This window comes from Microbispora sp. NBRC 16548, assembly GCF_030268985.1.
In the GTDB taxonomy this organism is placed as follows: Bacteria; Actinomycetota; Actinomycetes; order Streptosporangiales; family Streptosporangiaceae; genus Microbispora; species Microbispora catharanthi.
The window spans coordinates 25,148-39,696 of sequence record NZ_BSSF01000032.1 but is presented as its reverse complement, the minus strand read 5'-3'; the positions used below and the strand labels follow the sequence as shown (position 1 = coordinate 39,696).

Genomic DNA, 14,549 nt, shown 5'->3' with positions numbered 1-14,549 from the left:
CGATCCGCCACCCGGGGTGTCCCTCGTGGTCGTGGTCGCCCAGACTGGCGGGCCCGTTGTACTGCGACCCGACGAAGTCGATCGTGTAGCGGCCCGCGGCCAGGCGCTGCCACAACCCGATCCGGTAGCCGCCGGGCACCTGCGTGCCCTCGGTGATCGAGTCGCCCAGCGGCATCACCCGCACCCCGCCGTTCGACTCCGCGACGGCGACACCCGTGCCCACCACCGTGCCCGTCACCGCCACGACCACGGCCAGCAGCGCCGCGGTCGACCACCGTCTCCACGTACGCAGGGTCAGCCCTCCGTCCGGAAGGCGATGCGGCCGGTCCGGCCTATGGCGAGACTCCGGCCTACTTCCGCCGAGCCAGCCGCGAGGGGTGACTCCGGCGCCGACCAGGCGTAAAAGGGATGCGATCTTCATAGATGCTCCTGGGGGAGTGCGGGACAGAAGCGTGTGCTGTTATCGCTCTTTGGTATCCGGCCACTTTGTTAGCGCTAACACCACTGCCTACGAGGCGGGGCCTGGCGTAGGTGGTGGTGCGGCGGAGCAAATACGACGCGCCGATCCGCGTCAAGGCTCCCGGCTCTCTCCGGCCGGCCCCTCGGTTTGCCGGAGCATTTCATCTGCTGCGATGAGCGCGGGTCCGATCGCCGCGGAGTGGGGGAGCTGAAACTTTCACGACAACGATCTGGCAGAGATGAGTCGATCGAGCCTCTCTGTCGAGGCTGACGAAATCTCACGCCGAAGGATCGGAAGAAACACCAGCTGAAATTCAGATCATTTCTGTGGGTGTGGGAAACGATCCGCCCTCAGCGTCGACATGTCTCGTGGCGGTCTGCCGGGGCCGGTGGCGGGCGGCAGGGACCGCCGTGGCGGCGCGGCGGGCGCCGGCTCACGTTCAGCCGTCAGGAACGGTGATCCTGGGCGCGGGCGGGTCCGGTCGTGCCACGCAGGGAGATGGGCGGTGCGACCAGGAGATGGCCGTGCGGGGTGGTGGGATCGGCGATCAGCCGGATGAGCATCTCGACGGCGCGGGCGCCGAGCTCATCCGCGGGGACGTCGGCGGCCGTGAGCGGAGGGTGCAGGTTCTCCGCCCAGTGCCGCGCGGAGACGCCGGCGATGGAGAAGTCGCGGGGCACGACCAGGCCCGCCTGGGCGAGCGCGTGGTACATCCCGGGGGTGGCGGCCTCGTTGATGGTGGCGATCGCGGTCAGGCCGGGGTGCTCCTCGAGGAGCCGCTCGACGCAGGACACCCCCGATTGGGCGTCGTCGGCGCAGCACGTCTGCACGCCGTCGAGACGACGCTCCGCCATCGCGTGAGTGAAACCGGCCTGGGCGCGGTGGCCTGGGCCGTACCCGGCCGCCACCAGCTCCTCCGAGCGGTTGACCAGGGCGATGCGGCGGTGGCCGAGGTCGGCCAGGTGATGCACACAGTTGGCGATCAGCTTCTCGTAGTCGATGTCCACCCAGGACATCTCCTCGGGGCGGCTGGTGCGGCCGATGCCGACGAAGGGCAGCCCGGCCTGCCGCAGGCGGGTGACCCGGTCGTCCTCCAGCCGTATCTCCATGACGATGACGCCGTCCACGCGTCTGCCGCCGACCACGCGCTCGAACGATCGGTCGTGCTCGCCCCCGGACGGCGACAACAGGACGTCCAGGTCGGCGTGTGCGGCGGCGTCGACGACGCTGGCCACGAAGCCGAGCTGCATGTCGGTCAGGCGGCGGCTGGCGGGCGGGATGACCAGACCGATGGTGTGGGTCCTGCCTTCCTTGAGCGCCTTGGCGGCCGCGTTGGGCCGGTAGCCCAGTTCGTCGATGACCGCTTGGATGCGCCGGCGGGTCTCCTCCGACACCGGACGCTTGCCGCTGAGGGCGTACGAGACGGTGCTGCGCGCCACACCCGACCGCTTGGCGATCTCCCCGATATTCACCGGCGCTCCTCACCTGATCCGACCGATATGCACATCGTAAGTCGAATCGAGCGCATGGGATGACGACCGCGGCGCATACGGCGGTCCGCGCGATCCCGGTGACGTGCGCGGTCTGTGGGTTACCGCTCCTGCGAACCGATTCGACACCACGGGGAGGCGATCGCGTCACGCGGGGCCGCGAGGCCGGACGCCGGTCGGACGTGTGACGCACGTCCGACCGGCGTGGCGGTCATGGGTGAAGCGGGCCGGCGTCGCCGGTCACCTGATCAGCTTCGGGTCCACTTCTGACTGGTGGTGCCGGTGCAGGACCACAGCTGGACCTTCGTGCCGTTCGAGGTGCCGAAGTTGCTCGCCTCCAGGCACAGGCCGGACTGCACGCCGGTGACGGTGCCGTCGGCGTTGACGTTCCACTGCTGGTTGGCTTGGCCGTTGCAGTCCCAGATGATCGCCCGGGTGCCGTTCGCGGTTCCCGCAGCCTCGGCGTCGAGGCACTTGTTGCCGTACACCTGTAGCTGCCGGGAGGAGGTGTACGTCCACTGCTGGTTGGTCTGGCCGTTGCAGTCCCACAGCTGGAGCTGCGTGCCGTTCGTCTGCGACAGGTTCGGCACGTCGAGGCAGCGGCCGGCGTTGACGTTGCGCAACGCCGACGTCGACCCTCCACCGCTCGAGGGGGGCAGGAGGGTGATGGTGAAGGTGTCGTCGATCGCGGTGTGTGGCAGGTTGATCGTGGTGCTGTTGCCGGACAGGGTCGCGACGGTGTTGGAGACGGTGACCGGGCCGGTGACGGCGCCGCCGTTGTTGTAGGGGATGCGTTCGACGAGGACGCGGACCTGGTTGTTTTGGACGATGCCGCTGGTGGTGTCCAGGCGCTGCAGGTTGACGGCGATGTTGCCGGTGGTGCGGCCGCCGCCGAGGAGGATCTTGGCGGTTCCGCTTGTCTTGGTGGCGAAGGCGTCGTAGTTGGAGCTGGGGGTGACCGAGGCGATCTGTCCGGTCTGGGAGCCGTAGAAGCGGTAGACCCACCATTCGCCCTTGGGCTGGTACTGGCCGGAGGAGTTGTGGGTGAGGAGGTTGGCCAGGTCGTTGTGCAGGTTGCTCCCGCCGGCCCAGTTGGCGCGCAGGCCGTCGGCGCCGGCCCGTTCCAGCCGGGCGATGTACCAGGCGCCGTCGGCGGGGTTCTGCTCGTTGGAGGCGCCGTATTCGTTGATCTGGTAGGGGCGGGCATGCGCGATGCCCCGCGAATCGAGAGTGGTGTTGGCGGTGGCCACGTTGGCGACCGGGTCGCCGGGCAGGGAGTGCCAGCTGACGATGTCGGGCACGACGTTGTTGGCCTTGACGTAGTCGAGGTACTGGGTCCACCAGCCGCCCGTGGAGGGTACGCCGGCGAAGCTGGGGCCCACGATCAGGTGGGAGGGGAAGGCGGCGCGGATGCGCTGGTAGGCGCGTTTCCACATCTCGAAGTACTGCGACTGGGGGCGGTTCCAGAACAGGGTGATGTTGGGCTCGTTCCACAGGTCCCACTGGACCGTGTTTCCCTGCGCCGGGGCGCCGGTGGCCCGCACGTCGTCGATCAGGCGGGTGAGGAAGGCGTCGTAGTCGCTCCAGTTGCCGTTGTCGCCGGGGAAGCGGGAGATCGGGTAGCCGTCGGCGCCCCACAGGTCGTGGACCAGCAGCACGAACTGCCCGCCCAGCGACTGGGTGCGCAGCAGCTGGGCGCGGGTGGCGTTCCACCGCCGGTCGTACTTGCCCGACACCCAGCCGCCGGGGCTGTCGAGCTGGGCGCCGCCGGCGCGCATGTACCGGAACTTCACATCGGTGAAGTAGTTGTCCGGCGGATTGGCGCCGTTCTCGGTCATGCCGTAGATCCACCCCGACGCCCGATACGTCGGGGAACCACCTCCGGCGGAGAAGTTGACGGTGATGGACTCGTCGGCGGCCTGGGCCGGTGCGGCGGTCGCGACGACGGACCCGGCGACGAGCGCCGCGGCGGAGAAGAGGGCGGCCAGACCGCGGCGGCGACCATGCCGCCAACTTAAGGTGATGTTCACTCGTGACTCCTTCGACGGGGGGTGGGGGATCGCGGGACGAGCCGTGGCGTTGTCCTGGAACCTGGGGTGTTGCCGTCTGGCGGTCGGGTGAAGCGAAAAGGCGGTCTCAACGCAGGCGACGCAATCGAATCGATTCGCAGACAGGGTAAATTTAGGTGGGAAGGCATGTCAATCGCATGTGTCCGGTATATGAAGGACATGTGTCCGACACTTAGACCTGTGGGGATTCTTCGGATTGAGCCCCGAACTTCCAGCTCAGAGACTTGTCTCGAACCGATTCGCCACGTGTCTTCCCCACCTCTGGACGTATCGGTGGCCGTCTTCCGGCTGCCGGCTCATCGGTCGCGCGTGATGAAGGCGCCGGCGGCGTGCATCGCGGCGACGAGCCGGTGTCCCGGGTAATCGGCGAGCCGAGGGAAATCCCTGCGGTGGTAGCAGGCCCAGTAGCTCGCCACGCGCTGCTGAACGAGGGTGAGGAACCGGGGATTGTCGGCGAGGAAACGGCTGTAGGCCTGGTGAATGGGGGAGCCGGGGGTGCCAAGGTCGCCGAGTGCGGTGTCGATGTCGGTCACGATCTCCAGGACGTATTCCCCGACGAGGTGAACGACGTAGGGGAGGGCCCATGGCTCGAGGCTGCCGATGATCTGCCTGAGGTGGTGCTGACGCACGAAGCCGTCGTGGTGGCGGGTGTAGAGGCAGTGCAGGATCGTCTGCTGGAGCGGCGTCAGGCCGTCGAGCCTTTCGGGGGAGACTTCCGGGTGGTAGATCCGTTCGGGGACGGTCACCCGGTCGTCGCCGACGGTCGCGCGGAACGAGCCCACCGGAGAGTGACGGGCCTTGGGGAGGACGCGGACGACGGCGCGGACCTCACGTGCGAGGGCGTGGGAGAAGGCGCAGGTCAGCGACTCGTTCAGGCCGGAAGGTTCCGGCTGCCGGGCGTCGTCGACGCTCCGCCATCGGTAGCGGGCGCCGGGCGGGTTCTCCTCGTTTCCGCTGCCGTCCCGTTCCTCGACGAGGGTGAAGCCATGCCGTTCGTAGAAGCGGCGGGCGCCGGTGTTCTGCTGGAACACGTGCAGGTCGAGCATGCGGGGGCGCGCCTTTTTGGCCTGGCCGAGCAGCGCGGTGCCGATGCCGCGCCCCTGAGCGGCGGGCGTGACGTACAGGTGGTCCAGCCGGTCGCCCTGGAGGCAGGCGAAGCCCACAACCTGACCCTGCAGCTCGGCGACCCACACCTGCGAGGCCGGGAGCATGGCGTCGGCGATCCAGGCCCGGGTCTCCTCGTCGGAGTGCAGGCGGGGCAGGTACGTCATTCCGGCCTGGGCGGCGAGGAACACGTCGGCAATGTGCCCGGCGTCGCCGGACCAGGCGCGGCGGATCAGCGGCAGGGCGTCGTGCCCGATCAGTTCCGCCATCTTCTCCACACGCAGGAAAGCAGTGGAGGCGCCGAGGTAGCCGCGCTCGGCCAGGCGAAGGCCGCGCAGCTGGGCCAGACGGTCTCGGAGCAACCCTCGATGGTCGGGGTGCAGGTTCCCGTTCCGCCGCAGGTAGGTCCAGATGACGCCGGAGACGGTGGAGTCCAGTTCCACCAGGTCGCCGTGGTCGGCCAGAGGCACCTCGTCGGGAAAGGGTACTTGTGTGTGCTCCTCCCACAGCGCCGTCACGGTGTGCAGCGTCGCCTCGTGCGCGTCGGGTCCCGGCCAGCGCCAGCCGTTGCGGTAGCGGCTCTCCTCGACCATCACCGTACGGCTGTGCCGTTCCCGTTTGTCCGCGCTGCGACGTCGCGCGAATTCGGCCAGCTCGGCGTGCCGGGCATTTCTGCTGACCTCCAGGATGTCCAGGGCGCGGACGAGCGCGCCCTCATCGCTGCGCACGTCGCCGACACGGCTGGTGATGAAGTCCCAGGTCGCGCGGCGCCCCAGCGGCATGTGATGCCCGACCGCGCAGCGCAGGGCGACGTACCGATAGCGGTGAGGCAGAGTGCGGTCACGTACGCGCCGTGCGTGGATGCCATGGCTGGCCTGCTCCGCGGCGGCCGCCTCGTCCACGCCGTGCGGCAGCGCGATCTGCTCGGACACGCCCACACCGTGCCACAGACGCTCTGACCTACGCGTCCGGTTATGCCGTCGCGGTTTCAGGCCTGCCAGGCGATACGGCACGTCTGTCGAGGTCCTGGACCCACTTGACCGCGACCGCGGCGACCTGGATCAGCTCGGTGCGCAGGCGGTCGGTGTCGTCCTCGGCGAACGCTTCGAGCACCTCTTCGTGCAGGATGTGCCGCCAGGTCAGCCGGCCTTCGGCGGCGGAGTCGGCCACGGCCCGCTTGGCGAGGTCGGCCTCGGACGCGTACGCGGGCCCGGTGCCGTCGGGGTGTTCCTGCAGGCCCCACATCGCGTCCTGAGCCGCTCGCTCCGCTGCCACGTCGGTCAGCACTCGGTTCAGAGAACCGGGCAGGCCGTAATCGCCGGGCTGCGTCATCGTGTCGTGTCCTTTCCTTGGACGGTGGTCCGGATGCAGTCAGTCGAATCGACCGCCTGACCACTGTGCACGGTGGCGACGGCGCCGAGCAGCAGGATGAGGAACGCAACGGCGGGGTGACGCCGGCCGGCTGCGACCGGCGGATGATCAGCCCTGGTTCGTCGCCGGGGCGGTGACCGCGTTGAGCAGGAAATCGACGAGCCGTCGCGCGTGGCCGGCCGTGTCGCGGGCCAGCGTCTCCTGCTTGTCCGGCGGTGTGCTCATCGCGTGCATCATCGCTCCGCCCGTCAAGGTGTCGAGCAGCAAGGTGACCGAGGCGGTGGCGAGTAGCTCGTTCCGGGCGATGCCGCGGCGGACGATGGCTCGTGCGGCCAGGATCTGGTCCCGCCTCATCGTCTCGTAATGTTCGGCCACGCCCGGGATCGCCGGGGCCTCCAGGGCGATCCGGAGTGCCGCCCGGCTGCTCTCGCCGGTGTAGAGATCGAGCATCTGCGTCGCCAGCTCGACCAGATCGCCGTGCAGCGTGCCGGTGTCGACGTCGCTGATCCGGGGCAGGCCCACCGTCAGCGCATCGGTCAGCAGTGCTTCCTTGCTGGTCCAGCGCAGGTAGAGCGAGGCCTTGCCGACGCCGGCGCGCCGGGCGACCGTCTCCATCGCGAAGCCGGCCCAGCCGGCCGCGCCGAACACGTCCAGGGCCGCCTGGGCGATCCGGCGGTCGACGTCGGGGTCGCGGGGGCGCCCCGGTGACGATGGCGTCGCGCTCACCGAGCCCACCTTACCTTTTGATCTTCGAGGACCCATTGCTGAACGGTTTCCGTCAGGATACAGTGGCGAGAAATTGAACGCATAGCGTTCAGTAATGAGCGGGGTGAAGCCGGCTCCGCGAAGCTGGAGGAACAGATCATGCGTACGGCCCTGACCGACCTGCTCGACGTCGAGCACCCCATCGTGGGTTTCAACCGCTCGCCCGGTGTCGTCGCGGCGGTCACCAACGCCGGCGGCTTCGGCGTGCTCGCCGCGTCGGCGTACAAGCCCGAGGAGCTCGATGCCCAGCTGACCTGGATCGAGGAGCAGGTGCAGGGCAAGCCGTACGGCGTCGACCTGCTCGTACCGGAGAAGTTCGCCGCCGGCGACCCGGACGATCTCGTCGCCAGCCTGCGCGCGCAGATCCCGGCCGAGCACTTCGCCTTCGTCCAGGACCTCCTTGAGCGGTACGGCATCCCGCCCGCGCCCGAGGGGACCGGCAGCTTCGACGAGATCGCCGCCAGTCTCAACCCGGCCGGTGCCGCCGCACTGCTCGACGTGGCGTTCCAGCACCGCATCTCGCTGATCGCCAACGCCCTCGGCACTCCGCCGCCGGACCTCGTCGCGCGGGGCAAGGCCGCCGGTGTCGTGGTCGCCGCCCTGGTCGGCCAGCCCAAGCACGCCCGTCGCCAGATCGACGCCGGCGTCGACGTGCTGATCGCGCAGGGCACCGAGGCGGGCGGGCACACGGGCACCATCGCCACCATGGTCCTCACCCCGGAGATCGTCGACATGGCCGGTGACCGGCCCGTCCTCGCCGCCGGTGGCATCGCCTCAGGGCGGCAGATGGCCGCCGCCCTGGCGCTGGGCGCCGCCGGGGTGTGGACCGGTTCGGTGTGGCTGTCCAGCGAGGAGGACGTCGCCAACCAGGCCATCAAGAACAAGTTCCTTGCCGCCACCAGCTCCGACACCCTGCGCTCGCCCACGCGTACGGGGAAGCCGGCCCGGCAACTGCGCACCGCCTGGCACGACGAATGGGAGGCCGCCGGGAGTCCCGGGCCGCTGCCCATGCCGCTGCAACCGCTGCTGGTCAACGAGGCATGGCAGCGCATCGACGCCGCCGCCGAGGCCGGTCACGAGGGCGCCTTGAAGCTGGAGTCGTTCTTCGTCGGCCAGGTCGTCGGCTCGTTCCGCGAGGTGCGCCCGGCCGCGGAGATCGTCCGCAAGCTCGTCGCCGACTGCGAGCAGCGCATCGCCGACCTCGGGGCCCTGCTGCCGTCCCCGGCCGCATAAGCTGCGTGGCCACGAGGTCACCGCGGCCGCCAGGTCGAATCCCGGCCGCCCGTCATTGCGCGTCGCAGGTGTTCACGGCTTCCGCCCGGCAACTCGCGACCGCGCACGCCGCCCACCGCTTGTTCTGCTCCCGATCGGCCCCGGGAGACCTCCGATCCGCCGGTTCGCCCGGACGGAGGGTGGTCCACACACCTGAAGGATTCCGATGACGACCATCACCCCGCAGCGGCTGTTCTCGCTGTTCCGGCCGCGGAGCGTCGCCCTCGTCGGCGCGGCCGACAAGTCGCAGTTCTCGGCCCTCGTCTACCACAACCTGCTCCAGTTCGGCTTCGGCGAGCACGTGCACCTGGTCAACCGGCGCGGCGCCGAGACCCACGGCCGCCCCACGGTGACCTCCTGCCAGGAGATCGGCGCGCCGGTCGACGTCGCGTTCATGATGGTGCCGCAGGCGGGCACGCTGGAAGCTCTCTCCGACGCGGCGGCCGCCGGGATCCGCAACGCCGTCGTCCTGTCGTCGGGTTACGGCGAGGCGGGGGAGGCGGGCCGCGTGGCCCAGGCGGAACTCGTCGCGCACGCCCGGTCGCTGGACATGGTGCTGCTGGGGCCCAACATGCTCGGCTTCGCCAACTTCGTCGACCGCATCCCGGTGACCGCGATACCGGGGCTGCCCCAGGAACACGGCCCGGTCGCCCTGCTGTCGCAGAGCGGCGCCAGCTCCAGCGCGATGCTCGACTTCGCGTCGATGGTCGGCGTCGGGATGTCCTACATGGTCACCCTCGGCAACGAAGCCATGGTCTCCGCGGGCCACGTCCTTGACTATCTGGTCGACGACGAGCACACGAAAGCCGTCGCCGTGTTCATGGAGACCATCCGTGACCCCGGGACGTTCCGGCGCGCCGCCCGCCGGGCGGCGGAGACCGGCAAGGCGATCGTCGTACTCAAGGCGGGCAGCAGCGAGTTGTCCGCGCGGACCGCGGCGGCGCACACCGGCGCGCTCGTCGGCGACGACGCGACGATCGACGCCGTGTTCAAGGACCTCGGGATCATCCGGGTCGACTCGATCGAGGACATGCTCATCACCGCCGGCGCCGCGGCGGCGCTGGGCCGTCTGGAGCGCCCGGGGATCGGCGTCGTGTCGATCTCCGGCGGCGCCTGCGACATCGTCGCCGACCGCGCCGAGGACCTCGGGGCACCGCTGCCTGCCCTGTCCCCGCACACCGAACAGGCGCTCGCCGAGATCATGCCCGACTACGGAACGGTGCAGAACCCGCTCGACGTCACCGGTGCCGCCGTCATCGACCCGACGATGTTCACGCGGGCGATCCCGGTGATGTCGAAAGACCCGGCGGTCGGCGTCGTCGCGGTCGTCAACGGGCTGCCGTGGCGGCCGGACGACGTGCCCTACATGGGCCAGGGTTACGTGAACGCGATCGGCGAGGGGATGAGGCAGGCCGAAACGCCCTGCGTGTACGTCAACCAGGTCCTGCAGCCGGTCACCGACGTCACGCGCGCCTCGATGCGGGCCGGTGGAGTGCCGTTCACGATCCCCGGCCTGCGGCAGACGGTGGTCGCCTTGAGGAACGTCGGCTGGTGGTCGGAGACGACCCGGGCGATGGGGAACGCGAAGCGAACCCCATGGGAGCACCCCCCGGTGCCCGCGCCGTCCGCCCGCACGGGCGCCTGGTCCGAGGACGCCGCCCGGCGGTTGCTCGCCGGTGCCGGCGTTCCGGTCGTCCCCGCCGTCCTGGCACGGTCGGCGGACGAGGCGGCGAAGGCCGCGGCCGATTTCGGCGGCCGGGTCGCGCTCAAGGTGTGCTCACCGCAGATCCTCCACAAGAGCGACATCGGCGGCGTCCGGCTCGGCGTCGCCGGCGCGGACGTCCGCACGGCGTACGAGGCTCTCGTCGCGTCGGCGGCGACCGTCGACGGTGCCGAGTTGGAGGGGATCCTCGTCTCGCCGATGCGCTCCGGCGGCATCGAACTGCTCGTCGGCGTCGTCCGCGACCCGCAGTGGGGTCCGATGCTGGCGGTGGCCCTCGGCGGCGTCTTCGTCGAGGTGCTCAAGGACTCCGCGCTCACCCCGCTTCCCGTCACCGCCGATCAGGCCCGGCGACTGCTCACCGGCCTGCGGGCGGCGGCCGTGCTCGACGGTGTGCGAGGCGGCGCGCCGGCCGATCTGGACGCGATCGCCGCGGTCGTCGCCCGGGTCGGCGATCTCGCCCTGGCCCTGGGCGACGACCTCGAGTCCCTCGAGATCAATCCACTGCGCGTCGACGGCCCAGTCGTGGAGGCCCTCGACGCCGTCGTCACCTGGCGCAGCGCCTGACCCCGCACGCCCGGCATTCCCGAATCCCACCCTCAGGAGTCATGGCATGCAGTACGAGGACCTCGATCCGCGAACGCCGGTCGTCGTCGGCGTCGGGCAGTCGTCCGAGCGTATCGGCGAGCCCGGCTATCGGCGTCGCTCACCGGTCGACCTGGCCGCCGACGCGGCCCGGGAGGCACTGGCCGACACCCGCGGGGACGTGAACGTGATCGCCGGCGCCGTCGACACCGTCGCCGGTGTGCGGCAGTTCGAGATCTCCACCCCGGGCGCGCCGGCACCGCTCGGAAAATCGGACAACTACCCGCGGTCGGTGGCCGCCCGGGTGGGTGCGGCGCCGCGGCGGGCCGTGCTGGAGGTCGGCGGCGGGCAGTCCCCGCAGCACCTGGTCAACGAGTTCGCCGCCACCGTCGCCGCCGGTGCGGCCGAGGTCGTCCTCCTGTTCGGTTCCGAGGCGATCTCCACCGTCCGGCATCTCGCCGGCGCGGAGGACAAGCCGGACTTCACCGAGCACGTCGACGGGGACCTCGAGGACCGCGGCTACGGGCTCAAGGGCCTGGTGTCCCGGTACGCGGCCGAGCACGGGCTGACCGGCGCGCCGGCGATGTACGCCCTGTTCGACAACGCGCGCCGGGCCCGGCTCGGGCTGTCACGCGAGGAGTACGCCCGCGCGATGGGCGAGCTGTTCGCGCCGTTCACCCGGGTCGCCGCGAAGAACCCGCACGCCGCCGCCCGGGTGGAGCGGGACGCGGCCGAGCTGGTCACCCCCACGGAGGCCAACCGGCCGATCGCCGACCCGTACACCCGCTACGTCGTCGCCCGTGACCAGGTCAACCAGGGCGCCGCCGTCCTGCTCATGTCGGTGGCGGCCGCCCGGCGGCTCGCCGTGCCGGAGGACAGGTGGGTGTTCCTGCACGGGCACGCCGACCTGTGCGAGCGGGACCTGCTCGACCGCGCGGACCTCGGCGGCGGACCCGCGTCGGCGATGGCGGCCAAGCACGCCCTTGAGGTCGCCGGCGTGACCGTGGCCGACATGGCGACGTTCGACTTCTACAGCTGCTTCCCGATCGCCGTGTTCACCACCGCCGTCGACGGCCTCGGCCTGACCGCGGACGACCCACGCGGGCTCACCCTCACCGGCGGGCTGCCGTTCTTCGGCGGCGCCGGCAACAACTACTCCATGCACGCCATCGCCGAGACCGTACAGCGAGCCAGGACCGCGCCGGGCAGCTTCGGCTTCGTCGGCGCCAACGGCGGCATGCTCAGCAAATACTCGGCCGGCGTCTACTCGGCCACCCCCGTGGAGTGGCGACCCGACCGCAGTGCGGTCCTGCAGGCGGAGATCGACTCCTGGCCGGCGCCAACCTGGATACAGAAGGCCGACGGCTGGGCCACCATCGAGACGTACACGGTCAAGCACGACCGTAAGGGCAACCGCACCGGCATCGTCGTCGGCCGGCTCGAGGCCGACGGGCACCGCTTCCTCGCCACCACGGCGAGGGGCGACGACGACATCCTCGGCCTTCTGTCCGCTGAAGAACCAATCGGGCAGCGGGTCTACGTCAAGTCGACGCCTCGCGGCAACCGCGTCACCACCACCCTGGCGCGCATGGCCGAACTGCACCCGGCCCGGCTGCCCGGCTTCCGCGACCGGTACGACAACGTCCTGGTCCGCCGCGAAGGACACGTCCTCGAGATCACCATCAACCGGCCCGACCGGCGCAACTCGCTGACCCCGCCGGCCAACGACGAGCTCGACGAGGTCTTCGACGCCTTCTTCGCCGACCCCGACCTGTGGGTCGCGATCCTCACCGGCGCCGGCGACAAGGCCTTCTCCGCCGGAAACGACCTGATCTGGTCGGCGAGCGGCAAGCCGATGTGGGTGCCGGAGAACGGGTTCGGCGGCCTGACCAGCCGCCGCTCGCTGCCGAAGCCGGTCATCGCCGCGGTCAACGGCTTCGCCATGGGCGGCGGCTGCGAGATCGCCCTGACCTGCCATCTCGTCGTCGCCGACGAGACCGCGCAGTTCGCCCTCAGCGAGGTCAAGGTCGGCCTGATCGCCGGCGCGGGCGGCCTGGTCCGGCTGCCCCGGGCGGTGCCGCAGAAGCTGGCCAACGAGATGATCCTCACCGGCCGCCGGCTCACCGCCGAGGAGGCGCTGCGGCACGGCCTGGTCAACCGCGTCGTCCCCGCCGGCGCCGCGCTCGAGGGCGCCCGCGCGCTGGCCCGGGAGATCCTCGAATCGTCCCCGACCTCGGTGCGCATCTCCCTGCGGGTCATGGAGGAGACCCAGGGCATCGCCGACACCGTCGAGGCGGTCACCCACCCCACCGATGCCGCCGACGACCTGATACTCAGCGAGGACATGGTCGAGGGCCTCACCGCCTTCGCCCAGAAGCGCCGCCCTGAGTGGAAGAACCGGTGATCACGATGGGGGAGCCGCCGTCCGGACCCAGTTCGGCACCCAGCACACGCTGGCCGCGTCGGGGTACTTCGAGGAGCACGAGGCCCCGTGGTTGCTCCGCCGGGTCAACGCCGACGTCAGCCGGGTGGACGCGTTCCCGATGGCCACCGGGGAGGTGGCCGACATGCTGATCGAGATGTCAGGCGGCGGTGTCAGGCGGCGGTGCGTTCGCCGGCGGGGCGGCGGCGCAGGCTCGTCTGCTGGAGAGCCGGCGGCACGTAGGCCTGGTCGAGTGTGCCGACGTCGGTGCCGGGCGGGACGATCTCGTCGATCCGGTCGAGGATGTCGTCGGTGAGTGCGACGTCGGCGCCGGCGAGCAGGTCGTCGAGGTGGCTCATCGTGCGCGGCCCGACGATCGCGCTGGTCACGCCGGGATGGGCGATGGCAAACGCCATGGCGAGGTGGGTCATCGGCAGCCCCGCCTCCTGGGCGAGCGAGACGAACTGTTCGACGGCGTCGAGACGGTGCTCGTCGCTCAGGTGCCTGAAGAAGCCGGCGCGGCGCAGGTCGTTCCGCTGCCCCTTGCGTACGCGGCCGGTGAGCAGTCCCTGCGCGAGCGGGGCCCACACGAGCGTGCCCATCCCGTAGCGTTGCGCGAGCGGCAGGACCTCTCTCTCGATGCCGCGGTTGAGCAGCGAGTAGGGCGGCTGCTCGGTGCGCAGCCGTTCCAGGCCGCGCCGCTCGGCGACCCACTGGGCTTCGACGATGCCGGAGGCGGGCATCGCGGACGAGCCGATCGCGCGGACCTTCCCGCTATGGATCAGGTCCGAGAGCGCTGAGAGCGTCTCCTCGATGTCGGTGTCGGGGTCCAGCCGGTGGATCTGGTAGAGGTCGATGTGGTCGGTCCGGAGGCGGCGCAGCGAGTTCTCGACCGCGGTCATGACCCAGCGCCGTGAGGCGCCCTGCTGGTTGGGGTCGTCACCCACTGGGCGGCTGAACTTGGTCGCGAGGACGACGCTGTCACGACGCCCTTCGAGTGCTCTGCCGACGATCTCCTCGGAGTCGCCGTAGACGTCGGCGGTGTCGACGAGGTTGATCCCCGCGTCCAGCGCCTTGTGAATGATGCGGATCGAGTCGTCGGGGTCGGGGTTGCCGACGGACGTGGCGAACATCAACGCGCCGAGCGCATAGGGGCTGACCTTGATACCGGTCCGGCCGAGCGTGCGGTATCGCATGCGAACCATGCCTTCCTTCATCGAAAGATCCGGGTGATCGGTAGCACCGGCGAACCGGATGGAGCCGTCCTGCGGGTGCCGCGGGTGGCACACGA

At 70.4% G+C, this 14,549-nt stretch carries 9 protein-coding genes and 1 pseudogene; 3 read left to right on the top strand and 7 right to left on the bottom strand.

What is annotated here, in order from left to right; genetic code table 11:
• The 6 genes and pseudogenes from QSK36_RS41845 to QSK36_RS41820 all read right to left on the bottom strand — a co-directional run.
• Window positions 1-238, bottom strand: a pseudogene (locus QSK36_RS41845) (hypothetical protein); the annotation flags it as partial.
• 668 nt (window positions 239-906) lie between these two features.
• Window positions 907-1,932, bottom strand: a complete 1,026-nt coding sequence (locus tag QSK36_RS41840; RefSeq protein ID WP_285786272.1) for a LacI family DNA-binding transcriptional regulator — start codon at window positions 1,930-1,932, stop codon at window positions 907-909.
• A gap of 266 nt (window positions 1,933-2,198) precedes the next feature.
• The gene (locus tag QSK36_RS41835) at window positions 2,199-3,980 is read right to left on the bottom strand and encodes a ricin-type beta-trefoil lectin domain protein (protein ID WP_285786271.1); all 1,782 of its coding nucleotides are present in this window, start codon (window positions 3,978-3,980) and stop codon (window positions 2,199-2,201) included.
• 335 nt (window positions 3,981-4,315) lie between these two features.
• Window positions 4,316-6,055: a GNAT family N-acetyltransferase gene (locus tag QSK36_RS41830; protein WP_285786270.1), complete on the bottom strand. Its 1,740-nt coding sequence runs from the start codon at window positions 6,053-6,055 to the stop codon at window positions 4,316-4,318.
• Between the two features lie 40 nt (window positions 6,056-6,095).
• Window positions 6,096-6,455 carry a hypothetical protein gene (locus tag QSK36_RS41825; protein WP_285786269.1) on the bottom strand — a complete coding sequence of 120 codons (360 nt, stop codon included), beginning with the start codon at window positions 6,453-6,455 and terminating at the stop codon, window positions 6,096-6,098.
• Between the two features lie 147 nt (window positions 6,456-6,602).
• On the bottom strand, window positions 6,603-7,397 hold the full coding sequence (locus QSK36_RS41820) for a TetR/AcrR family transcriptional regulator (RefSeq protein WP_285786268.1): 795 nt from the start codon (window positions 7,395-7,397) through the stop codon (window positions 6,603-6,605).
• Here QSK36_RS41820 and QSK36_RS41815 point away from each other — a divergent pair.
• From QSK36_RS41815 to QSK36_RS41805, 3 genes are all read left to right on the top strand, one after another.
• Window positions 7,359-8,492: a nitronate monooxygenase gene (locus QSK36_RS41815; RefSeq protein ID WP_285786267.1), complete on the top strand. Its 1,134-nt coding sequence runs from the start codon at window positions 7,359-7,361 to the stop codon at window positions 8,490-8,492. The two genes, QSK36_RS41820 and QSK36_RS41815, sit on opposite strands and share 39 nt — an antisense overlap.
• Window positions 8,493-8,697: 205 nt before the next feature.
• The gene (locus QSK36_RS41810) at window positions 8,698-10,818 is read left to right on the top strand and encodes an acetate--CoA ligase family protein (protein ID WP_285786266.1); all 2,121 of its coding nucleotides are present in this window, start codon (window positions 8,698-8,700) and stop codon (window positions 10,816-10,818) included.
• Window positions 10,819-10,864: 46 nt separating this feature from the next.
• Window positions 10,865-13,240, top strand: coding sequence for an acetyl-CoA acetyltransferase (locus QSK36_RS41805; protein WP_285786265.1), 2,376 nt, complete (start codon window positions 10,865-10,867; stop codon window positions 13,238-13,240).
• Between the two features lie 191 nt (window positions 13,241-13,431).
• Here the strand turns inward: QSK36_RS41805 and QSK36_RS41800 are convergent, their stop codons facing one another.
• Window positions 13,432-14,463: an aldo/keto reductase gene (locus QSK36_RS41800; protein WP_352241876.1), complete on the bottom strand. Its 1,032-nt coding sequence runs from the start codon at window positions 14,461-14,463 to the stop codon at window positions 13,432-13,434.
• Between the last annotated feature and the right edge of the window lie 86 nt (window positions 14,464-14,549).